Origin of the sequence: Mesorhizobium sp. B2-2-4, assembly GCF_006442375.1 — a bacterium.
GTDB lineage: Bacteria > Pseudomonadota > Alphaproteobacteria > Rhizobiales > Rhizobiaceae > Mesorhizobium.
This window is the reverse complement of record NZ_VFWB01000009.1, coordinates 19,852-41,143: the sequence shown is the minus strand read 5'-3', so window position 1 is coordinate 41,143 and position 21,292 is coordinate 19,852. Positions and strand designations below refer to the sequence as shown.

Annotated in this window: 22 protein-coding genes; 7 read left to right on the top strand and 15 right to left on the bottom strand. The window is 62.1% G+C overall.

The features are described 5' to 3' along the window. Position 1 precedes the first annotated feature (1 nt). From tkt to FJ959_RS22630, 3 genes are read right to left on the bottom strand one after another with little or no spacing between them, the layout of a single operon-like run. Positions 2-2,011, bottom strand: a complete 2,010-nt coding sequence (gene tkt / locus FJ959_RS22640) for a transketolase (protein WP_140557417.1) — start codon at positions 2,009-2,011, stop codon at positions 2-4. Between the two features lie 10 nt (positions 2,012-2,021). Then, a complete protein-coding gene (locus FJ959_RS22635) occupies positions 2,022-2,894 on the bottom strand; it encodes a phosphoribulokinase (RefSeq protein WP_140498210.1) in 873 nt (290 codons plus the stop codon). An 8-nt stretch (positions 2,895-2,902) separates the two neighbouring features. Beyond that, positions 2,903-3,949, bottom strand: a complete 1,047-nt coding sequence (locus FJ959_RS22630; protein ID WP_140515144.1) for a class 1 fructose-bisphosphatase — start codon at positions 3,947-3,949, stop codon at positions 2,903-2,905. 124 nt (positions 3,950-4,073) lie between these two features. On the opposite strand from FJ959_RS22630, the gene FJ959_RS22625 reads away from it, so the two are divergent. Then, complete coding sequence (locus FJ959_RS22625; protein ID WP_140498205.1) at positions 4,074-5,006, top strand: LysR family transcriptional regulator; 933 nt, start codon at positions 4,074-4,076, stop codon at positions 5,004-5,006. 101 nt (positions 5,007-5,107) lie between these two features. Here FJ959_RS22625 and FJ959_RS22620 read toward each other — a convergent pair whose 3' ends face one another. From FJ959_RS22620 to FJ959_RS22595, 6 genes are all read right to left on the bottom strand, one after another. Next, positions 5,108-5,734, bottom strand: a complete 627-nt coding sequence (locus FJ959_RS22620) for a hypothetical protein (protein WP_140498203.1) — start codon at positions 5,732-5,734, stop codon at positions 5,108-5,110. Next, on the bottom strand, positions 5,734-6,594 hold the full coding sequence (locus FJ959_RS22615) for an ABC transporter permease (protein ID WP_181168592.1): 861 nt from the start codon (positions 6,592-6,594) through the stop codon (positions 5,734-5,736). The genes FJ959_RS22620 and FJ959_RS22615 overlap by 1 nt, the downstream gene beginning before the upstream one ends. 11 nt (positions 6,595-6,605) lie before the next feature. Next, a complete protein-coding gene (locus FJ959_RS22610; RefSeq protein ID WP_140632171.1) occupies positions 6,606-7,394 on the bottom strand; it encodes an ATP-binding cassette domain-containing protein in 789 nt (262 codons plus the stop codon). 70 nt (positions 7,395-7,464) lie between these two features. Continuing rightward, positions 7,465-7,908 (bottom strand): hypothetical protein, encoded by a 444-nt coding sequence (locus FJ959_RS22605; protein ID WP_140557423.1) that lies wholly within the window; start codon positions 7,906-7,908, stop codon positions 7,465-7,467. 29 nt (positions 7,909-7,937) lie between these two features. Next, entirely contained in the window at positions 7,938-8,888 is a 951-nt protein-coding gene (locus FJ959_RS22600) for a YVTN family beta-propeller repeat protein (RefSeq protein WP_246679005.1), read from the bottom strand. Between the two features lie 42 nt (positions 8,889-8,930). Continuing rightward, positions 8,931-10,160, bottom strand: coding sequence for an ABC transporter substrate-binding protein (locus tag FJ959_RS22595; protein WP_140632166.1), 1,230 nt, complete (start codon positions 10,158-10,160; stop codon positions 8,931-8,933). 38 nt (positions 10,161-10,198) lie between these two features. On the opposite strand from FJ959_RS22595, the gene FJ959_RS22590 reads away from it, so the two are divergent. Genes FJ959_RS22590 through FJ959_RS22570 form a run of 5 tightly spaced genes read left to right on the top strand, consistent with a single transcriptional unit; the run spans position 10,199 to position 14,803 of the window. Further along, positions 10,199-10,453, top strand: a complete 255-nt coding sequence (locus FJ959_RS22590) for a hypothetical protein (RefSeq protein ID WP_140560484.1) — start codon at positions 10,199-10,201, stop codon at positions 10,451-10,453. Beyond that, positions 10,450-12,276, top strand: a complete 1,827-nt coding sequence (locus FJ959_RS32390; protein WP_140632164.1) for a (5-formylfuran-3-yl)methyl phosphate synthase — start codon at positions 10,450-10,452, stop codon at positions 12,274-12,276. The genes FJ959_RS22590 and FJ959_RS32390 overlap by 4 nt, the downstream gene beginning before the upstream one ends. A gap of 3 nt (positions 12,277-12,279) precedes the next feature. Continuing rightward, complete coding sequence (locus tag FJ959_RS22580) at positions 12,280-12,831, top strand: flavoprotein (protein ID WP_140632161.1); 552 nt, start codon at positions 12,280-12,282, stop codon at positions 12,829-12,831. Beyond that, entirely contained in the window at positions 12,824-14,218 is a 1,395-nt protein-coding gene (locus FJ959_RS22575; RefSeq protein WP_140632159.1) for a DUF6513 domain-containing protein, read from the top strand. The genes FJ959_RS22580 and FJ959_RS22575 overlap by 8 nt, the downstream gene beginning before the upstream one ends. Beyond that, positions 14,219-14,803: a DUF447 domain-containing protein gene (locus FJ959_RS22570; RefSeq protein ID WP_140524700.1), complete on the top strand. Its 585-nt coding sequence runs from the start codon at positions 14,219-14,221 to the stop codon at positions 14,801-14,803. 20 nt (positions 14,804-14,823) lie between these two features. Here the strand turns inward: FJ959_RS22570 and FJ959_RS22565 are convergent, their stop codons facing one another. Further along, positions 14,824-15,870 (bottom strand): hydantoinase/oxoprolinase family protein, encoded by a 1,047-nt coding sequence (locus FJ959_RS22565; protein ID WP_140524699.1) that lies wholly within the window; start codon positions 15,868-15,870, stop codon positions 14,824-14,826. On the opposite strand from FJ959_RS22565, the gene FJ959_RS22560 reads away from it, so the two are divergent. Next, on the top strand, positions 15,820-16,611 hold the full coding sequence (locus FJ959_RS22560) for a HisA/HisF-related TIM barrel protein (protein ID WP_140515158.1): 792 nt from the start codon (positions 15,820-15,822) through the stop codon (positions 16,609-16,611). The genes FJ959_RS22565 and FJ959_RS22560 overlap by 51 nt on opposite strands. 135 nt (positions 16,612-16,746) lie before the next feature. Here the strand turns inward: FJ959_RS22560 and fae are convergent, their stop codons facing one another. From fae to FJ959_RS22535, 5 genes are all read right to left on the bottom strand, one after another. Beyond that, entirely contained in the window at positions 16,747-17,253 is a 507-nt protein-coding gene (gene fae / locus FJ959_RS22555) for a formaldehyde-activating enzyme (RefSeq protein ID WP_140498176.1), read from the bottom strand. A 148-nt stretch (positions 17,254-17,401) separates the two neighbouring features. Continuing rightward, entirely contained in the window at positions 17,402-18,262 is an 861-nt protein-coding gene (locus tag FJ959_RS22550; protein ID WP_140515159.1) for a triphosphoribosyl-dephospho-CoA synthase, read from the bottom strand. 12 nt (positions 18,263-18,274) lie between these two features. Then, on the bottom strand, positions 18,275-19,222 hold the full coding sequence (locus FJ959_RS22545; RefSeq protein ID WP_140515160.1) for a RimK family alpha-L-glutamate ligase: 948 nt from the start codon (positions 19,220-19,222) through the stop codon (positions 18,275-18,277). A gap of 51 nt (positions 19,223-19,273) precedes the next feature. Next, entirely contained in the window at positions 19,274-20,230 is a 957-nt protein-coding gene (gene mch, locus FJ959_RS22540) for a methenyltetrahydromethanopterin cyclohydrolase (protein WP_140515161.1), read from the bottom strand. Continuing rightward, positions 20,227-21,288 carry an ATP-grasp domain-containing protein gene (locus tag FJ959_RS22535; RefSeq protein WP_224655934.1) on the bottom strand — a complete coding sequence of 354 codons (1,062 nt, stop codon included), beginning with the start codon at positions 21,286-21,288 and terminating at the stop codon, positions 20,227-20,229. Before FJ959_RS22535 ends, mch begins: the two co-directional genes overlap by 4 nt. Positions 21,289-21,292 lie beyond the last annotated feature (4 nt).

Genomic DNA, 21,292 nt, shown 5'->3' with positions numbered 1-21,292 from the left:
CCTAGATGATGAGCTTCAGCGCCGCCGCAGCAACCGCTTCGGACGTTATGTTGAAATGCCGGTACAGATCGGGGGCAGGGGCGCTGGCGCCGAAACCGGCCATGCCGACGACAGCGCCCGTCTCGCCGACCCAGCGGTCCCAGCCCAGCCGGGCCGCCGCTTCGACCGCGACGCGCGGCGCGGAGCCGAGAACGGCCTTGCGGGTGGCGCTTTCCTGCTCCTCGAAAAGCTCCCAGCATGGCATCGAGACGACCGCGGCGGCGACGCCATGCTCGGTCTCCAGCCTTTCGGCGGCGGCAACCGCGATCTCGACCTCCGAGCCGGTTGCGATCAGGGTGACGGCACGGTGCCTGGCTGGCTCGCGCAGGATGTATGCGCCCTGGCTGGAGCGGTTCGCGTCGCTGTGCGCCTCACGCAGCATCGGCAGGTTCTGGCGCGACAGCACCAGCACGCTCGGCCGATCCCTGCTCTTCAGCGCAAGTTCCCAGCATTCCGCCGTTTCGATGATATCCGCTGGGCGAAAGACATTGAGGTTCGGCGTGGCACGCAGCATCGCCAGGTGCTCGACCGGCTGATGCGTCGGGCCATCCTCGCCGAGGCCGATGGAATCATGCGTCATCACGTAGATGACGCGCTGGCCCATGAGCGAGGAGAGCCGTATCGCACCACGCGCATAGTCCGCGAAGCAGAGGAACGTACCGCCATAGGGCACGAAGCCTCCATGCAATGCGATGCCGTTCATGGCGGCGGCCATGCCGTGTTCACGAATGCCGTAGTGAATGTAGCGGCCGGCATAGTCGCTCGGCGCAATGCGGTTCATGCCCTTGGTGATCGTCAGATTCGAGTGCGTCAGATCGGCCGAGCCGCCGACGGTCAATTCCGTGGCGCCGTTGATGACCTCCAGCGCCATTTCGGAAGCTTTTCGCGTTGCCACCTTGGTTGCCTTCTCGACATGCTCTCGGCGAAAGGCATCGAGCGCTTCGAAGACCGCGTCGGGCAGTCTGGCGGCGACCGCGTTCTCGAGGGCCTCTCGCTGCGGCGAGGCGGCAAGCCGCTGCTCCCACGCGCCCCGCATCGCTTCGCCGCGGCCGGCAATTTCGCGCCAGGCGAAAAGCACGTCGTCCGGCACCTCGAACGGCGCGAAGGTCCAGCCGATGTTCTCGCGGGTCGCGGCGATCTCTGCTTCGCCCAGCGGCGCGCCATGCGTCTTCTCCGAACCGCCGAGATTGGGGGCGCCCTTGCCGATTACAGTGCGGCAGGCAATCAGCGACGGTCGATCCGACTGCCGCGCCGCCTCGATAGCCGCGGCGACAGCTTCCATGTCGTGGCCGGAGACCGTTTGGACATCCCAGCCGGCGGCTTTGAAGCGCGCCGGCTGGTCCATCGACGTGGACAGGGAGGTTGGCCCGTCAATGGAGATCGCATTGTCGTCCCAGAACACGATCAGGCGGGAAAGCTTCAGGTGGCCGGCGAGGTCGATCGCCTCGTGGCTGATGCCTTCCTGCAGGCAGCCGTCGCCTGCAATCACATAGGTATGATGGTTGACCAGATCGGCACCGTAGCGGGCAGCAAGCATGCGCTCCGCCAGCGCCATTCCGACCGCCGTGGAAATGCCTTGTCCGAGCGGGCCGGTGGTGGTCTCGACACCAAGCGCGTGGCCATATTCGGGATGTCCGGCCGTGCGGCTGCCCAGTTGCCGAAACCGCTGCAACTCCTCGATCTGCATGTCTTCATAGCCGAGCAGATAGTGCAGCGCGTATTGCAGCATCGAGCCATGGCCGGCTGAAAGCACGAAACGGTCACGGTCGGGCCAGCCCGGCCTGGAAGGATCGATATTGATGAAGCGGTTGAACAGCACCGTTGCGACATCGGCCATGCCCATCGGCATGCCGGGGTGTCCCGAATTCGCTTTTTGGACGCTGTCCATCGCCAGCACGCGAATGGCGTTCGCCATGTCGAGCTCCGAGACGACGGCGGTGGCGGCAGGCTTTAGTGCTGTTTGGCTGGTCATGGCGTCCTCCTCACGACACACGGCTCTTGCGTTCGATCAATTGCAGGATGAGCGGCGTCAGGATCAGCTGCATGGCAAGGTCGAGCTTGTTGCCTGGCACCACGATGGAATTTGGCCGCGACATGAACGAGTCGTGGATCATCGACAGCAGATAGGGAAAATCGATGCCGCGTGGATTGGCGAAGCGGATAACCAGCATCGATTCGTCAGGCGTCGGAATCCAGCGCGCGATGAAGGGGTTGGACGTATCGACAATCGGCACGCGCTGGAAATTGATGGCGGTCTGCGAGAATTGCGGGACAATGTAGCGGACATAGTCGGGCATCCGGCGCAGGATCACGTCCATCACCGCCTCGGTGGAATAGCCGCGTGTCGAACGATCGCGATGGATCTTCTGGATCCATTCGAGATTGATGACCGGCACGACGCCGATCTTGAGATCCGCATGCTTCGCCAAATTGATCGTGTCGGTGACGACACAGCCGTGCAGCCCCTCGTAGAAGAGCAGGTCGCTGGGACCGAACTCGCGCCATTCGGTAAAGCTTCCCGGTGGCGTGCCGTACTGCTTTTCCTCTTCCTCGTCATGGATGTAGGTGCGGGTTCTTCCGGATCCCCGGCGGCCGTATTCCGCGAACACCTCTTCGAGAATCCCGAGTTCGTTGGCCGCGGCATGGAAGTGGGTGAAGTTCGGATTGCCGGCCTTCTCCTCTTCGGCCACCTTTGCCTTCATCGCGGCGCGGTCGTAGCGGTGGAATGCGTCGCCTTCGATGAACGCGGCCTCGATGTTCTCGCGCCGGAAGATCAGCTCGAAGATACGCTTGACCGAAGTGGTGCCGGCGCCCGACGAGCCGGTGATGGTGATGATGGGGTGCTTGGCTGACATGGTGCTGCTCAGGCTCTGAAGAGGCCACGGCGGCTGAACAGCGGCGCTCGTTCGCCGATGTTGCTCGGCTCGGTGTGGTAGCGGGTGACGCGCGCGACCTCCCGCGCCGACCCGAAGACCATCGGCACGCGCTGGTGCAGGCTGTCGGGTTCGATGTCCAGGATGCGGTTGATCGTATCGGTGGCCGCACCGGCAGCCTGTTCTATGAGATAGGCAATCGGGTTGGCCTCGTAGACCAGGCGCAGCCGTCCCTGACCGTAGCCCTTGCGCCGGTCGCCGGGGTAGAGAAACACGCCGCCGCGCATCAATATGCGGTAGCAGTCGGCGACCAGGGAGGCGATCCAGCGCATGTTGAAATCCTTCTCTCGCGGTCCTTCGGTGCCCTCCAGGCAGTCGTCGACATAGAGCCGCACGGCCTCGTCCCAGTGCCGGTAGTTGGCGGCGTTGATGGCGAACTCCTGGGTGCGTTGCGGAATGATCCGGCTCTCGTATGCCTGGACGAAGGTGCCGAGCCTGGCCGACAGGACGAAGATATGCGTACCGCTGCCGAGCGACAGGACGAGCGCCAACTGCGGCCCATAGATGAAGAAACCGGCGCCTAGCTGATTCACGCCCGCCTGCAAAAAAGAGGCGGCCGGATCGGCATCCGGCGCGCCAGTTGCGGGCAGGAGCGAGAAGATCGTTCCGATCGACACGTTGGTGTCGATGTTGGAAGAGCCGTCGAGCGGGTCGATGGCAATGGCGAGTGGTGCTTGCCTGTCGAGTAGGACCGGCTGCTCCAGCTCCTCGGAAGCGTAGAGCGCGACCGGAGCGTGGCGCATGGCGTCGAGGAAGATGTCGTCGGAGAAGACGTCGAGATCCTTCTGGACATCGCCGTCGGCGTTGGCGCCACGGGTCCCGGCAAAGGCGGCGCCGAGCACACCTTGATTGATGGTATTGCGGATCTTGCTGGCGGCCTGTGTCAGCTGACGGACAGTCGTTACGACCGCGGAGCGAAGTTCGTCCGGCTGGCCGAGATAGGAGTTCAGAAAAGCGTCGAGCGTTGCCGCTGGCATCGTAACCTCCCGATCCAGCCGCGTCTCCTCGGATCGGCTGGATCGGGGGAATGAAAACAAACGACACTTGATAAGTAAAATTCAATAACTTTACGTTGGTACTAAAAATAATTTAGCATGAGACATGAGAAACCTCACGCTCAAGCATTTCAAGACCATCCAGGCCATCATCAGGCACGGAAAAATTGTGAGTGCGGCCAAGGCGTTAGGTCTGTCTCCTTCAGCACTGACAATTCAGTTGCGGCAAATGGAGGAAGAATTCCAACTGGCTCTGTTCGACCGGACGTCGGACGGCATGCGTCCCACTGCCGCAGGTTTGGCCGTCGTTGAGGCAGCGCAAGCTATCGAGGAGCATCTCGGTCTGCTCGAAGACAAGATCGACGCCATCAAGGGCGTTCGTACGGGTAGCTTGAGGCTCGGCGTCGTTTCCACCGCCAAGTATTTCGCGCCGCGGTTGATGGCTGCGTTCATGAAGGAACATCCCGACATCGACATGCGGCTTGCCATCGGCAATCGTGCCCAGACAATCGACAACCTCAAGAATCACGACATCGACATCGCGCTGATGGGGCGCCCGGCGAAAGAGGTACCGGTGCGTGCTTCGGTCTTCGGCGACCACCCGCTGGTCATCATCGCGCCGCCCGAACACCCGCTGGCGGCGGCGCGCGATATCTCCAAAGAGCGCATTGCCGAGGAGCATTTCCTTATTCGCGAGCCCGGCTCCGGAACCCGCATCTCGCTGGAAATATTCCTGAGCGACGTGCCTGGCCGCATCGACGAACTCGGTGTCGAGATGGGCTCGAACGAAACGATCAAGCAGGCGGTGATGGCTGGTCTGGGCATCGCCTTCATTTCTGCCCACACCATCGCCGCGGAAACGGAAGCTGGCCGGCTCGTCATCCTCGACGTTGTCGGCATGCCGATCCGCCGACAATGGTTCTCGGTGATACGAACCGATCACGCAATCTCGCCGGCCATGGCTACGTTCAACGATTTCCTGATGCGCAAGGGCGCGATGTATCTGCCCCTGTTCGGTAAGCTTTATCCCGATTCCTGAGCGGGATGACCGACGGATGGCGTTCGGAATCGACCGGAGCGAGACGCCGGACGTGTCGCCTGCCAAGAGACGTGAAATCCGTCGCAAGGTCGACTGAAGGTCTATTTCTTCCGACCGAGCGTTTCCGAGACGGTCCTGGACAATTGATAGAGCCGCTGCTCGATTATCGTCGGCACGTCGCAGACATAGGTCAGCGACTGGACACGTTCGTTGAAAATGCGCGTCGCGAAATTCAACTGGTCGGTTCGCCGTTCGACTTCGTCCGGATCGGCGTCGGCTTTGGCACGTAGGGCGTCGACGTCGGATGCTTCCTTGCGCAATTCAGCCGCCATTTCGAGCTGTTTGTGGGCATAGCGGGAAATGCCGGAAATCACGTGCGAACGCTCGGCGTCCATGTGATCGAACATTCCCTGCACCAGCATCGCCATCTTTGGTGCGACCTGCTCCGCCGGCAGAGAAGCCACGAAGTCCTTGATCTCCTTCTGGGCTTCGGCAATCGGCGTCCGTCGGGCCGCCACCGCCTCGACCAGCGCGGAGACGCCCGAATCCTTCGACCAATCCTTCGCCGCCGGGGGAAGCTCCGGCCCATTCCAGATCTGGCCGAGCGAGAGCTGCGGCACCTTGCGCTGCATGCAAGGCCAGTCGGGATCGGTGTTTGCCGCCCTGGCGTCCATCGGGACAAGCATGGCGATCAGAACCAGGGTGTGGACAAGTCTCATTCGCGCCATCAGCCGTTTCCTCCCGTGTCCTGTTTGCGGGTCATCAGGCCGCGCGAAGGATCGTATGCAATGATGGCGCCGCCCAGAAACAACAGCGTGCAACCGGCGACGACGCCCAGCGACAGCCAGTCGATCTGCCCATAGAAGGCGAAGCGGATCAGTTCGACGGCATAGGTGAACGGATTGGCGAGGCAGATCTTGTAGAGCAGGGGGCTTGCCTCCTGGATACGCCACAAAGGATACAGCGCCGGCGACGCGAAATAGCCTGGAAAGATGACGAAGTTCATGATGCCGGCGAAGTTTTCGAGTTGCTTGATCATGGACGACAAAAGCATGCCGAGCGCGCAAAGCATCATGCCCGACAGAAACAGTGCCGGCAGCACGTAGAGATAGCCGAGCGGCGGCGCCCTGACGCCCCACAACCAGGCGACGATCAGAAATGCGTAGACTTGCACGATCGATACGGCCACGCCGGCCAACATCTTCGACACCAGCAGGAACCAGCGCGGAAATGGGCTGACCAGCAGGATGCGCATGTTGCCCATCTCGCGGTCGTAGACCATCGACAGTGAAGACTGCATGCCGGAAAACAGCAGGATCATGCCGCACAGACCCGGAGTGATGTAGACCTCGTAGAGCACATAGGTCTTGTAAGGAGGGATGATCGACACGCCGAGCACCTGGCGGAAGCCGGCGGCGAAGATGAACAGCCAGACGAGCGGCCGCACCAGTGAGGAAATGAACCGTTCGCGTTGGTGCAGGAAGCGCAGGCACTCGCGCAGGACGATGCCTTTCAGGCAAATGAGATGGTGGCGGAGGCCGAATGGTTCAGACCCTACCGGTTTGATGCCGACGACTTTTCCGGGCATCGCAGGAGCGCTCATGACGATGTCTCCGCCATGCCCGTCGCGTCGACGCGGCTGAGCTTCGAAAAGGCATCGCGAATGGAATTTCCTCCATTTGCCTGGACGACATCCGACACCTTGCCCCTGGCGACCAGGTCACCCCGCCGCAGCACGACGACATGATCGGTATCATCGACTTCATCGATCAGATGCGTGGCCCAGAGCACGCCGATACCATCGGTTTCGACGAGCTTGCGGATGGTGGCGAGGATGCCAGCACGCGACTCGATGTCAAGGCCGACGGTCGCTTCGTCAAGCAGGAGCAGGGAAGGTCGGTGAAGCAGCGCCCGGGCGATCTCGATGCGCCGCATCTGACCGCCGGAGAGGCTGCGTGCCTTGTCATGCTGGCGGCCCTGCATGTCGACTGTGTCAAGCAGCGCGGCGATGCGCTGCCGGGCTTCGCGTCCGCCAATGCCATGCAGCGAGGCATGGTAGGAAAGATTCTGATAGACGCTGAGATCGAGGTCGAGCGTGCGCGCCTGGAACACGATGCCGACCCGTCTGAGCGCTTCGCCCGAAGCGCTGCGGATGTCGTGGCCGAAGATGCGGATCGACCCGTGACGCGTGTCATAGAGGTGGCTGATCAGGGAGAACAGTGTTGTCTTGCCGGCCCCGTTGAGGCCGAGCAGGACGGTGAACGTCGCGGGCAAGATCGAGAACGAGACCTCTTTGAGTGCCCGCTTCGGTCCATAGGAGTGGCTGACGGCACTGACGTCGAGTGCCGCCGCCTCGTCTCCCGGTCCGCTTGTTCTCACATGCTGCATGCCCGGATCGCTCCTTCAGGACGCGTTGGCAGGACGCACTGCTATCTAGCGCGCCTGATTTCCTTTGGTCTCACTTGATCGTGATCTTGCCCTTCAGGCCCTTGTCGGCGAGGTCGGGAACCGACCAGGTATACTCGCCGGGGCGAACTGTGTGGAATTGCACCTGGATCGTTCCCGCGTCGTCGAATTCCAGCCAGGCCGGTCCGCCGTCCATATGCACCTCCAGATCGTCGATGACGATCTGGTCCATCCACACATTGCGGAACAGGTCGGTCACGAACTTGTATTCGAAACCGCCCTTGGAGGTGATCTTCCAGCGATAGCCTTGGCCGGCGATCAGCTCGAAATCCTTCTGATTGACGGCATAGGTGGAATCGGCCGAGCCGATAATCAATTCCGGCAGGTTCTTGCTGGCACGCGATGGTTTTGGCGTTGCGTCATCCGCGCTTGCGGCGATCGGAGCAAGCACAAATCCGGCGAGCGCGGCGAAGATAAACCTATGGCGAAATTTCATGTCGCGATCCTCCCCATGATCAATGTCTGCTATTTGGGCGAAATGGCCACACCCCAAGGCTGCTGGCCTACGGTGAGCGATTGGACCGGCTCGTCGGTCGCCGTATCGATGAACGTGATGTCGTTGGAGTTGCCATTCGTGGTGATCAGCGTTTTCTGGTCGGGTGTGAAGGCCAGGTGCCAGACGCGTTGGCCGACGAGGATGTATTTCTCGACCTCGTAGGTGTCGGTATTGACCACGGCGACATGGTTCGCCGGGCCGAGCGCGACATAGGCTTTCTTGCCGTCGGCGCTGATGGCGATGCCTACCGGCTGGATGGTCTCAGCCCGCAATCCCTGGATCGCGAACTGGATCGTCTTCACCACTTCGCGTTTGGCGTTATCGATGACGCTGACGGTGCCGCCGACCTCGGCGCTGACCCAGACCTGCGAGCCGTCCGGCTTGAATTCGGCAAAGCGCGGGCGCGTGTCGACCAGTACGTTATCGGTTACATCGTGGGTGCCAGTGTCGATGAAATGCGCCATGCTGGTGGTTTCCGAGGTGTTGACCATGATCTTGCCATCAGGGCTGATACCCATGCCTTCCGGTTCCACGCCGACTGGAATCTCGGCCATGACCTGCTTGCTCTCGACGTCGATGGCGGTGACGAGGTTGTCGTCCTCATTGGCGACATAGAGCGTCTTGCCGTCAGGCGAGAGCACGAACAATTCGGGATCGGGGCCAGATGGCAGCGTGCCGACGATTTGCAGCGTCGCGGTGTCGATGATTTCGACCGTGTCGTCGTCACTGGCGCAAAGATAAACGAATTTGCCGTCATGCGAGATGGTGATGCCGCGTGGCCTCTGGCCGACCTCGACGGTCTTCACCACTTGCATGGTGGCCGTGTCGACGACCGTCATCGTGTTGTCCTTCTCGTTGGAAACGTAGGCCGTATAGGCCGATGCCGGGCTGGCCGTGAGGCCGGCCGCGAGAATGGCCAATGCACAAGCTCGTGTCTGCACGCAAATTCCTCCCCTTTGGCCCTACTTGAGAACGCATTTCGTTTCCGGCTGATCGATACCAAGCGTATCGAGTTCGGAGAATTGGTGGAGATAGCCCTCCTGCGGCGATGTCGACACGACCGACTTGGTGTCGCCAAGCAGGATCGGCTGGCGAAGCTGGAGGTTCCATTTGCGGAAGGTGAGTTTCTGTCCCTTGAAGGCGGCAACCGAGAAATCGCCCGACCGGATGTAGTCACTGATCTTTTTGGCATCGTCGCCTTTGGTGCGCGTGGTGGCTTCGCCGACGGCACGCACTGCTGTCCACGCCGACATGTCCTTGGAAAGCATCCGCCGGGCCGTCGTCTTCAGGAAGCGGCTCTGCATCTGGATGCCGCCCCATTGCTCGCTGGCGGGATGCCACGACGATGCAACAAGCCCGGCCGTGCCGGCGACCAGCCGCGGCGTCCAGGTGCGGTAGGGCACGTAGGTGCCAAACACCTGGCTTTCGTCGGCGACAAGCACAATGTCGTGCTCCGGCAGATCCTGCGTGAATACGGAAATCTGCTGCTGTATCTGCGTGGCGCCGGTGTCGGTACGCCTGGCCGTGCCGGTGTCCTTGAATTCCTTCTCGGCGACGATCTGGCCGCCGAAACGGGTTGCCGCGCGGCGCAACGCGTCGGCGTAGAGATGGTCCTGCTCATGCGAGCCGTAGAGCAGCACCCAATTCGGCCACTTCTTCACCATGAGATACTGCGCCAGCGCATCGGCAAGCATGCTGCGCGTCGGCGCGATATGAAAAACATTGATGCGGCAGTCCTCCTCGCGCAGGCTATCGTCGGTGGCACCGATGTTGAAGATCAGCACGCCCTTGTCGCGGGCTATATCGGCGATCGACAGCAATTGTTTGGCCGAGAGGTCTGCGACGACATAGTGGTCACCTTTGGCGATCAGGTCCTCGAATGCCTGAACCGCGTCGGCTTCGGGTTTGATCTCGGTCACGTCGAGGCTGAATTTCTGGTCGGTGAATTTTCCGGTGGTGTTGTTATCGCCGATTGCCACAGTGGCGCCGGCGACACCTTCATCACGCGGCGGCAGGTCGAGCATGGAAAGCGTCAATTGCGGCGCGTAGGCCCGCAAATACCCTATCTTGATTTCAGTGACCTTTTTTTCCGGCTTCGCCGCCGCTTCCTGGGCTATCGCGCCCGGAGCGTTGACGGTCAGGGAAAAAAAGCACAAAAAGGCGGCGAGAGTGCCCGGCACCGCGCTCGTCATCGATAGTAATTACCCATTCTTGCGCTGAGGTCCGACGGGTGTCGGAGCAGCGCCAAGTCCAGGTGCCCATGGTCAACTTAGCCGACCCGCAAAATTTATCAAACCCTATCGGACGACTTTTCGCGTCTGCCCTGGCTCGGTGTCTTTTTGACAAACATGCCATGGCGGCTGAAAAGATTGCCATCTTCGATTTCGAGGTCGTTCGCAGCTATGTCATCCGCGACGTGCGCGAGAATCAAGCGGACGAAGGACAAAAGATCTTGTCCTCCAAACTGGAGAAACTGTTCAAATGACCAGAATGCTGGCCAGCGTCACCGGCATCGAAGAGGCGGAGATCGTTCTTTCGAGCGGCGCCGACATCGTCGATCTGAAGGATCCGAAGGCGGGAGCGTTGGGCGCGGTACCCACGGAAACCATCCGCCGAACGATTTCGTTCATCGCTGGTCGGGCTCCGGTCAGCGCGGTCTGCGGCGACCTGCCGATGGAACCCGAAACGATCCGCGCCAAGGCTGAAGAGATCGCGGCGACCGGCGTCGATTATGTCAAGATCGGGTTTTTCCCATCGGCTCACATCCCTGCCTGCGCGGAGGCGCTCGAACCGCTGGCCGCGCGAACGAAGTTGATCGCTGTGCTCTTTGCCGATCTGGCGCCGGACTTCGAGCTCCTGCCGGTATTCGGCAGGCACCGCTTCCACGGCGTGATGGTTGATACCGCGCAGAAGGGAAAGGGCCGGCTGCTCGACCATTTGCCACCGGAGCGGATTCCGGGATTCGTCGATCGAGCCAAGTCGCTCGGTCTGATGGTTGGCCTGAGCGGATCGCTCGAAGCCCCGGATATTCCACGTCTATTGCCTTTCGCTCCCGATTTCCTCGGCTTTCGCGGCGCGCTGTGTGGCCATGCCGGCCGCTCGGGTTCAATCAGCGCCGAGGCGGTCTCGCAGATTCGCGAATTGGTCCCGGCAGAGCCTGGGACGGGCGGTAAATCGAGCATCGACTATCGCCTGTTGGCAGCGAGAGGCTATTCGCCGGGCACAGATCCGACACTGGGCACGGACAGGATTTTCGTGCGGGATTTTGTTCTGCCGGTCCAGATCGGTGCCTACAGCTTCGAGCATGGTCATACTCAAAAGGTGCGCTTTGATGTGATCGCCGACGTGCTGCAAGTCACCGACCATCCCGAGGACATGCGCCATGTGTTCTCCTATGACATTATCATGGATGGCATTCGCACCATCGTCGCGCGGGGGCACATTCAGCTCAGCGAGGCTTTGGCCGAGCAAGTGGCGGCGCACGTTCTGGAGAACCAGCGCGTCGTGCGCGTCACGGTAAGGGTGGAAAAACTCGAGCTCGGGCCTGGCGGTGTCGGCGTCGAGATCGAACGCAAGCGCCAATCGGCAGGACGCGGTGTCGCCTCCGGCTCTGCCGGCCGAAAAGACCGAGGTAGTGTTTCTCGGCCGCGCCAGCAAGGCTCCGACGTCCTCGGGCGGGCCGTCGTCAAGCTTGGTGGCAGCACTGCCCATGCGGCGGAAATGACGAGCTGGATCGCGGCGCTGGCGGGTTCCAGGCTACCGATCGTCATCGTGCCCGGCGGCGGCCTGTTTGCCGACCAGGTGCGCGAGACGCAGACCCGCATGGATTTTTCCGACACCGCCGCACATGCCATGGCGATCCTCGCCATGGAGCAGTTCGGCCAAGTCATCCTCGATCGGGACGAAAGACTGACGCCGGCACGATCGCTGGAGGAGATTGTGCGAGCATTGGACGAAGGCAAGGTTCCGGTGTGGCTGCCGTCGTCACTTGCGTTGCCGGCACCGGACGTTCCGGCCTCTTGGGACATTACCTCCGATTCCCTGGCTGCCTGGCTTGCCGGGAAGCTTGGCGCGAACGCGCTGTTGCTTATCAAGCAGACCGATGCATTCTTCGACAACGATACCCCTGACAGCCTGAAGGCCAGGGGCATTGTCGACCCAGGCTTTGCCGCCATGCTGCCCGACGGCATCGATTTCCGTCTCGCCGGTCCGAAGGATGCCGCCGAGGCGGGCGCGCTACTCGCATCGGGCAAGCTGCCCGGCATCGGGATTGTGGCTTCGACCCGCTCGGCAAAGAAGGCAGGATAGCCGATGGTGAAGCTGCACGTGCCGCGCTGGGCGTGGGTTTTGACGGGGTCCGGGCATTTTTTCACGGAGAGCTTCGCACTTGTTCGCCAACTCGAACATTGCGATGTCTTCGTGTCGAAAGCCGCCAATGAAGTGCTGCGCATGTACAAGCTCAAACTCGATTTTCCGGAGACGACGCGCGTGCTGCACGACAAGACGGCGAGCGCCATTCCCGTCGGCGAATTTTACCACGGCGTCTACCACACGGTCGTGGTGGCGCCTGCCTCGTCCAACACGGTTGCCAAATGCGTCTGGGGTATATCCGATACGCTTGCCACCAACGTCTTTGCGCAAGCCGGAAAGTGCCGCGTGCCGATCATCGTCTTTGCCTGCGACACCGCACCCGAACTCGAAACCATGGCGCCGCATGGCCTGGTCAAAGTCTATCCGCGCAGGATTGACCTGGAAAACACCGAGCGGCTGAAGGGGTTCGAACGAACCCAGGTCGTCGAGTCGCTCGCGGACCTCAACGCGGCGGTTCAGCACCGCCGGGCCGAGCTGTCCGGCCATGGCTGAGCGGCTGGTCTTTCTCACGGGACATCTGGCCAGGGCACGGTTGGAAAAGCTGCTATCCGGTCTGGGCGAGACGGAGTTTTCGTGGGAGGTGGTCGACATAGGTGTCAAGGTCGCCGCACTGATGACCGAAGACATCATAAAGCGGCGTCTCATCGCGCCCAACGCCGTTGACCGCTTTATCCTGCCAGGGCGCTATCGCGGCGATATCGAGCAATTGTCGAACCATTTCGGCGTGCCCTTTGCGCGCGGTCCTGACGAGATCGCGGACCTGCCGGCCTTTCTCGGCCGTGTCGGCGAGCCGCCGGATCTTACGCGTCACGATATGCGCATCTTCGCCGAGATCGTCGATGCGCCAATGCTGTCGATCGAAGCGCTCACGCTGCGGGCGGGGACGCTAGCTGCGGCCGGCGCCGATGTCATCGATCTTGGCTGCCTGCCTGAAACGCCATTTCCGTTGCTGTCGGAGGCTGTGCGCGAGCTCAAGGCACAAGGATTTCAGGTCAGCGTCGATTCGGCCAGCGCGGACGAACTGTCGATCGGTGCACGCGCCGGTGCGGACTATCTTCTCAGCCTCGACGAGAACACGCTGCCGTTAGTGTTCGGCCATGGGGCTACGGCGGTGTTGATCCCGTCCGCCCCCGGCGATCTGGATTCGCTTGGCCGCGCTATCGATGCGGCGCAAAGGGCTGGCATTTCCTTTATCGCCGATCCCGTGTTGGATCCGATCCACTTCGGCTTCGCCCAATCGCTCGGCCGCTTCATCGAGGCGCGCCGCCGCTGGCCGAAGATCGAATTGCTGATGGGCACCGGCAATCTCACCGAACTTACCGACGCCGACAGTTCTGGCGTTACGGCCGTTCTAACGGGGCTCTGCTCGGAACTCGGGATTCGAAACGTGCTAGCCGTACATGTCAGCCCTCACACGGAGCGGACGATCGAGGAGCACGACATTGCCCGTCGCATCATGTTCGCCGCCCGCAATGACGGTGCACTGCCGCGTAGCTATCACCCAGGCTTGCTGCAGATCCACGATCGCAAGCCCTTCACGGCCTCGACCGATGATATCGCTGGATTGGCGGCCGAGGTGCGCGACGCCAACTACCGTATCGCGGCAGCGGAGGACGGCATTCATATTTTCAACGGCAAAGGGCACGCGGTTGCCACGGATGCGTTCGAATTCTTCGCCGGACTTGGCGTGGAGACCGATGGTGCGCATGCTTTCTATCTGGGCGCGGAACTGACGAAGGCCGAGATCGCGTGGCGCCTCGGCAAGCGCTATGTTCAGGACGAGCCGCTCGCATGGGGCGTTGCCGCACCGGCTCCCGAAACCGACCGTACCCGTCTTGCCAAACCGGGCGAAACGCTTCGCGCGAAGAAGGAGGGCTAGGTGCCTTACATTCGCGAGACAATCATCACCACTGTCGACAAGACAGGAAAGGTCCATATCGCGCCGATCGGCATAATCTCCGAAAAAGACGGCTGGGTCATCGCACCGTTTCGTCCCTCGGTTACGCTCGACAATCTGGCGGCGGTGCCGTTCGCCATCGCCAACTACACCGACGACGTGCGCGTCTTCGCTGGATGCCTGACCGGGCGCAAGGACTGGCCGACCGTTCCCCTTGAAGATTTTCTGGTTCCCCGGTTGGCGACTGCGCTGGCGCATTCGGTTCTCGAAGTCGAGAGCGTTGACGATGATGGCGTGCGCCCTCGCCATTTCTGCCGCGTGCTTCGAGAGGAAATGCATGCGCCCTTCACCGGCCTTAACCGTGCCAAGGCGGCTGTTCTGGAACTGGCCATCCTGGTCAGCCGGCTTGGCATGCTACCCCGCGACAAGATCGAGGCCGAGATCGCGTATCTTTCGATCTCTATCGAAAAGACAGCCGGCGCCGACGAACGGGAAGCCTGGGGTTGGCTGATGCAGCGTGTCAGCGATCACCTAGCCGCCAAAGGGTCCAGCAGCGGGGACGCGTGAGCGTGACGGCGCGAGCGCCGCTACGCTGCTTGTGATCGATATCCAGCCAGCAGCGCCACCGCCGATGCTGGTGCGGCGCGGCTGGCCTCGCCGCGAACAGCTTCATGAGCGGGGACGATGTCGGCGAAATCGACAAAGCGACGTTCCATGCGCTCGGCCAGCCGCCTGATCTGCCAGCGGCCCGTTCCGGCGCCGACGATCGGAACATCTTGAGCAAGACCCCAGGCAACCAGGGATGCTGCGTCGTGGATTTTCCGCAATTGCTGCTCGCTGAACCAGCGTGCGACTTCACCCCATTCCGGCGGCGAAAGTTCAGCGGCGTCGCGCCCGACCATGCGCGCCAGTCGCGCGATTGAGCCGTGGACCGTCTTTTCCTTGCCGTCGGCGGAAGGGTGCATGTCGTCCTCCTCATCGAGCACGCCCAGGATCCGGTGCGCGTCGGCGATCGAGGCGAAATACTCGTTCATCAATGGCGTCAGTCTTCGATGGACAGGAGCAGACGAGGCTACGCCGAACAGAAATGTCCTGGTAAATCCCGTATAGACCAGTTCGCCAGTCAGAAGCCGTCCTGCATCGGTGTACCCCTCATTGACGACGGCGCCATTCTTGATTGCGATAATGTCGGTGGTGGTGGAGCCCATGTCGACGAACAGGGCATCGCCGGCCAATTTTGCCACCAAAGAGGCTGTCGCGTGCCAGTTGGCGGAGGCGACATCGGTGCTCAGCCGCGCTGCCTGCTCGACCTCGACAAAGCCGGATGATCCGGCATAGATCAGCTTTTCGCCTGTGGGAAAACGGTTGGAAATCTGATCCAGCAGCGTCGTCACGCCGATATCGCGGGACGCAAAGATGTCCGACAGTTCGCCCGTCATGGTGAACGCGTTGAGATCGGCTTCCGCATAGATCGGAGCTGTTTCGTCGAGGGCCGAGGTCAGGCTGTGCAACCCTTGCCAGAGCGGCGTGGCGATCGTTACCGCGCCGACGATGCGGCCGCCTTGCGCGCGCGTCACCTTCAGATGCGCGCCGCCAATGTCGAAGCCCGCAATGATGCTCTTTCTTTTTTCCACACTTCAAGCTTTCATGACAGCAGTTGGTCGGCGAGAAAAACGTTGCGCATCATTCCGGTTCTCGACTTGAAAGGCGGCGAGGTCGTTCGCGCCCAGCAAGGAAAACGCGATCGCTACCGGCCGATCGTTACCCCGCTCAGCCGAAGTTCCGATGTCCTCGCCGTCGCCGAAGGGTTGCGCACGCTTTATCCCTTTTCGACCTTCTACATCGCCGATCTGGACGCCATCGGAGGCGGTACTCCAAACAGCGACGCACTTGCCCGGCTGAGGGCGATGACGCAGCCGCCTGAGCTCTGGGTCGATGCCGGCGTAGCAGACAGGAAAACACTTTCGGCGGCGCTTGCTGAACGTTCGGTGCACCCCGTGTTGGGCTCCGAATCGCAGCAGGACGATGTGCTGCTCCGGCATTTTCGCGATCATCCCGATCTCATCCTGTCCCTTGATTTCCTTGGCGATGATTTTTGCGGACCGCGTTCTCTTCTCGCTGAGCCCGAGCTTTGGCCGCAAAAGGTGATCGTCATGACGCTGGCCAAAGTCGGTGCGGCCGCCGGCCCGGACTTCAGGCGGCTGGAGGAGGTCAAGGCCAAGGCGGGAAGTCGCGCGGTCATCGCGGCCGGCGGCGTCCGCGATGACAACGATATCCACGCATTGTCAGCGATGGGCATCGCCGCAGCGCTGGTCGCAACCTCACTGCACAACGCCACGCTCACACCTAGTCACCTGGCGTCGTTCGGCGCCTGATCACAGTTGCTCCTCACCCCCGAAAGGCGGGCGCCCTTCGGGAGTGTCGCTTCAAAAGCCCAGAACCCTTTTCAGCCGGCGCAACAGACCATCCGTTTCGGAAGATGGCTTTTCCTGTGCGGGGCTGTCTCTTGTCTAGGCCGCGAACGGATGCTTGACGTTGTCGCGCTGAGCGGTGGCTTCGGCGGCGGTCGGGGTTCCTGCGATAGCGCGCTGGATGGCCTCCTTTGTCGCCTCGTAGTTGTATTTCTGGATCTTGGCGTCGTCGGCCGCGTCCCAATGGATGAATACGCCAACGCAAATGAACACGTCGTCCGCTTCGTTTGCCGGAATTGTCCCGTCCGCGACGCTGTCCTGCACTGCCTTTGCAACGGCGTGCTGCGCCGGGCCGAACATCTGTACAGCCTGCTTGGCGCCCTTGATCGTGACCTTGTTGAACATCACCGTATTGGGCTTGCATTGAAGATTGGGCGCGATCACCGCCAAAAGCGAGGTAAAACCGTCCTTGTTGTTGGTGAGCGCGTTGCAAAATGCCGTTTCGACTGCGCTCCCTCGCGGCCCGATGAGCAGGTCGACATGCGCGACTTCGTTGCCGTCCCCGACCAGCGATTCACCGACCATTACCTTCGAGATTTTTGCCATGCCAATTTCCTCCAAGACACAATTATGATGTCCACGGACGCTGCAACCGAGCAGGCGCTCGATGGACAGCTATCCTTGTTGGCAGCGCCCGGATTGCCCGGACCGGTTGGCTAGATAGCCGCGGAAGCACAGCTCCCGCTTTTGGAAGTCAAGCACCAACGCCGCGATTATGCAAGCGAGTGCCTAGAGTGTGGACTAAAAGAGTAGCCACGGTCAGATCGGCCGAGGTGCCGGGGTTTACTTTGTCCGCCTTCAGCCGGCGGTCGAACTCCATGAGCAGGCGAATGCGTGACGGCTCGTCGCCGTTGGCATGGAGCGTCGCCTGAACGGAAAGAGCGTCCTGTCGCACCTGATTTGCGACTTCAATTCCGTGATTGCGCACCACGTGACTGTCGGGGAAGCCTGCGAGAAACGCCATATAGGCGAACACGGTCGGCCACATGCCGCTTTCTCCGCGAGCTAGCGCCCCTACCAGCGCGGCCAGCCCTACCCCGAACACGTCGCCGAAACAGGTGTCATACTGGCGGGCGATCATATCGCGGTCGGCAGCCTCCCGCATTGCTTCCAAGAGATGAACCTTCGGCTCCTGCCGCACATCATTCGCGGCATCTCCCAGGCCGCCTGGCGCTGCCATGGCGATCGCCTCGAACACTGCCCTGGTATCGTCCATGCTCAACGCGCGCAGCAGCGAGTCGAGATTGTCCTGCAAGCTGCCACTCCTCATTTCGGCGGCGCCTATCAGAGGCCCCGCCAGGAGGACGATGCCGAGATTGGTGTTGGTTGCTACCGCCAGGCGTGTCGCACGCACCGCCTCCAGCATGCGCTGCCCGACCGAGAGGCGAGGATCGGTCAGCGGCTCGGACGAAACCTCGGCACTCATCATGAACTGGGCGGCGGACATGCCGTGTCCGTCGGCGAACAGGTGGACATTGCCCGGCTTCAGAGCTTCGATCTCCATCCGGCAGGCATCCTTGTAGCTAGCCCGGAGGCGTTCACGCGATAACGCCATCCTGCCGCTCCGTTACGAATTCGCCGGCGCGGTGAAACGGAAGGGCCGCGGCGCGGCGGTCGCTTCGGTGCGGTCGGCCAGGAATTTCAGCAGGGCATCGGCGATCGCCTCGGCGATGTTCACAGCGACCACCGATTGCAGTCCTGACCAGGCGGGCATGCTGTTCACCTCGAGTACGAACAAGCTGCCATCGTCGGCTCGCACGATGTCCACGCCGGCGAAATCCGCGCCGACGGCGGCTGACGCGGCGACAGCCAGCGATGCCAGCTCAGCCTTGCCAGGTCCCGAAACCGGCTCCGGCACGCCACCCCGGTTGACGTTCGTGATCCAGTCGTCGCTGCTGCGGCTCATCATCGCGACTGTTTCGCCGGCGCAGACAAAAACGCGGAAATCCCGGAAGGGCGGGCCGGCGCGCGACACATAGTGCTGGAGATAGTAGACGCTGTTCACCTCGTCTGCGGCGGGAAGGTCGGAGAGCGTACGGATCAGCCTTATCCCGCGGCCTTGCGCCCCGAACAATGGTTTCAGCACCAGCGGTCCCTCCCGAAGCTCCTGCGCCGCGATCTCCTTGGCGGCGGCAAGTCCTTCGACGGCGAATGTCGGTGGCGTTGGCAGGCCAGCATTTTTCAAGAGGAAAGTCGTCATCGACTTGTCGACGCAGCGTTCGACCGCCTGCGCCGAATTCCACACGGGAACCGACAGCCGGCTCAGCGCGTGCAGTACCCCGAGGCGCCGGGTGATCGCTTCGAACGATCCTGCGGCGATCGAACGGACGAGCACGGCATCGGGCAGCGCACCGCCGAAACCGGGGATCGAAAGTCCGCCCGGGCTGCCGGTGTCGAACGCGATCGCCGCCAGCGGCACGGTTGCAACAATAGCGCCCCGTCGACCAAGCCTTGCCGCGAGGCCACTTGAGCCGGTGTCCGAATTGTCGCTGACGATCAGGATGCGAGGGATCATGTGGTGCCTCGGATGTGGCGGATGACGGACGGGTCTCTTTGTGCCGCCATGCTAACCGAGGCTCCGTTCGAGCATCTTTGGATCACGCCGGCCAGCGCGAAACGTGTCGCCGGTTTCGATCGCCGTCACGATCACTTCGGCCGGGCTGAACAACAGTGGATCGATGGCATAGAAATCCCCCTTGAACCGCTTGAAGATCTCGGCAAAGGGTTGACCGTAGTCCCGTGAGGCGCGGCTCGGAAGTTTCTCCGCGAGGTTGCTGGCCTCTTTTGCCGACCCTTTTACGAAGAGCTGGACGCTGCCGCCATAGATGATGGCATCGTTCGTTCTGCCCATGGCGGTCAGGAAATCCGGGTGGGGGGCGGGGATTGGCGCCGCTCCGATGCCGTCGACAACGTTCTCCAGCGGAAATTTGAGATCGTTGGCCTTGTGCAGGGCAACCTCGAGCGCGCGCGCAACGATCTGCAGGCTGCCGGCAAGGCTTTGCGTCGGCGCGTAGAGGAAGGTGAGCTTGTCGGTTGCCAGTCCGGTTGCCTTGCTCACTTTCTCGACGATTGCTGGGGGAGGCGGTTTGGCAGTCTCCAGGATAAGCACGGCGGACGATGCGGTGTCTCGATAGGAAAGCGCGTCGAACAGGGGTTCGACGCGGGCGAGTGCCCGCGCCGGTCCCGATCCCATGGCGAAATAGTCCTGGGCAGACAGGTTCCAGCCCGCATATTGACTGCCTAGGCAGGCTAGTACCGGCTGCGACGAGCGCACCTCGACGGTGAACGGCCATTTCCGCTCCGTGCGGTCCATAAACACCGACACGCTGCCGAGACCGCCCATCGCCGCCTCCGCCATGCGCAGCCCGGCCTCGACGCTGCCGGGCGCCTTGGCGCCGACATCGATAAGGAGCTCGCCCAAGGTTCCCTTGGAAGCGGCGATCCGCAGCCGTTCGGCGTCGCTGATCATGCCGTCAGCGATGCGCTGTGCATTGTCGTTCAGGAATGCCGAACCGTCTTTCATGTCCGGTCTCCTTCCCATTGGAGTTGCAACCGGCGGGCTTGCCCCTTGATGAGCCGCCTGGTCAAATCGGCGTTCGGACCGCGCGCGAAGACGGTGCAGACGGGGTCGCCGGCAATCAGAGGGGTGCCGGGCGACTGATGGTCAGCGGTCCATTCGGGCCACGCAATCGACGGAAACCGCGCGATTGGCGTCGCGGCGTAGGTCACCATTGAAGCCATCGAATCGACGAAGCGTGGCAAACGGTAAGTTCCGCCGGTTGCAGCTCGCAGATGTGCTTCGATCAGCGGCGCGTCGGCCTCGTCAAAAATGTCCAGCGTGGCGCCTGGCCGCGGATTGATCTCGATGAGCTTGTAGCCATCCGATCCGCGAATGAGATCGGCGCTGCACAATCCAACCAGGCCGGCACGGCGCGTCAGGGCTGAAAGCCAGCCGCCGATGACCGCCGCCTGCCTGCGGTCGAAGCGTCTCAGCCGCACGGCCCCGCCATAGCGGTAGGGCGCCGTGGAGACGGGGGAAGTCCATTGTTGGCTGAAGCCGACGATGCGCGCGGCCTGGCCGTCGCCGACGAACAGGGCCGAGATGCTGCGTCCGGCGACGAAACGCTGGAAATAGCGGCCGGTGGTCTGGCTTTCTCCGGCCGCCTGTCTGATATGCCCACCCCCGGCGCCGCCCACGGTCTTGGCCACCCAGCTGTCTGGCTCAGGCGGTCGATCCCACCGGAATTCCGGATGTGGGATGCCGAGTTCGGCACAATCCGCGGCCAGCAATTGCGGGTCCTTGATCCTGCTGATCGCCGCGCCGCGATTGCCGGCAAGCGGAAAATGGCGAGCGACGGCGTCGACAGTCTCCGTCATCCGCTCAAAACCCGAGCCCAGGACGACGGCGACCGGCTGGTCTTCGCCGACCAGGTCCCGAAGCGTCTCGATGATGCGCTCGCCGTCGATGCCGTCCTGTAGGTTGCCCGGCAGCTTGGTCGTTCGTTCTGCCAGCGCAACCGTATCGGTATCGCAGAAGAAATCAGCGACCAACGGACGATAGCCCGCACGCCGCGCAGCCATGGCC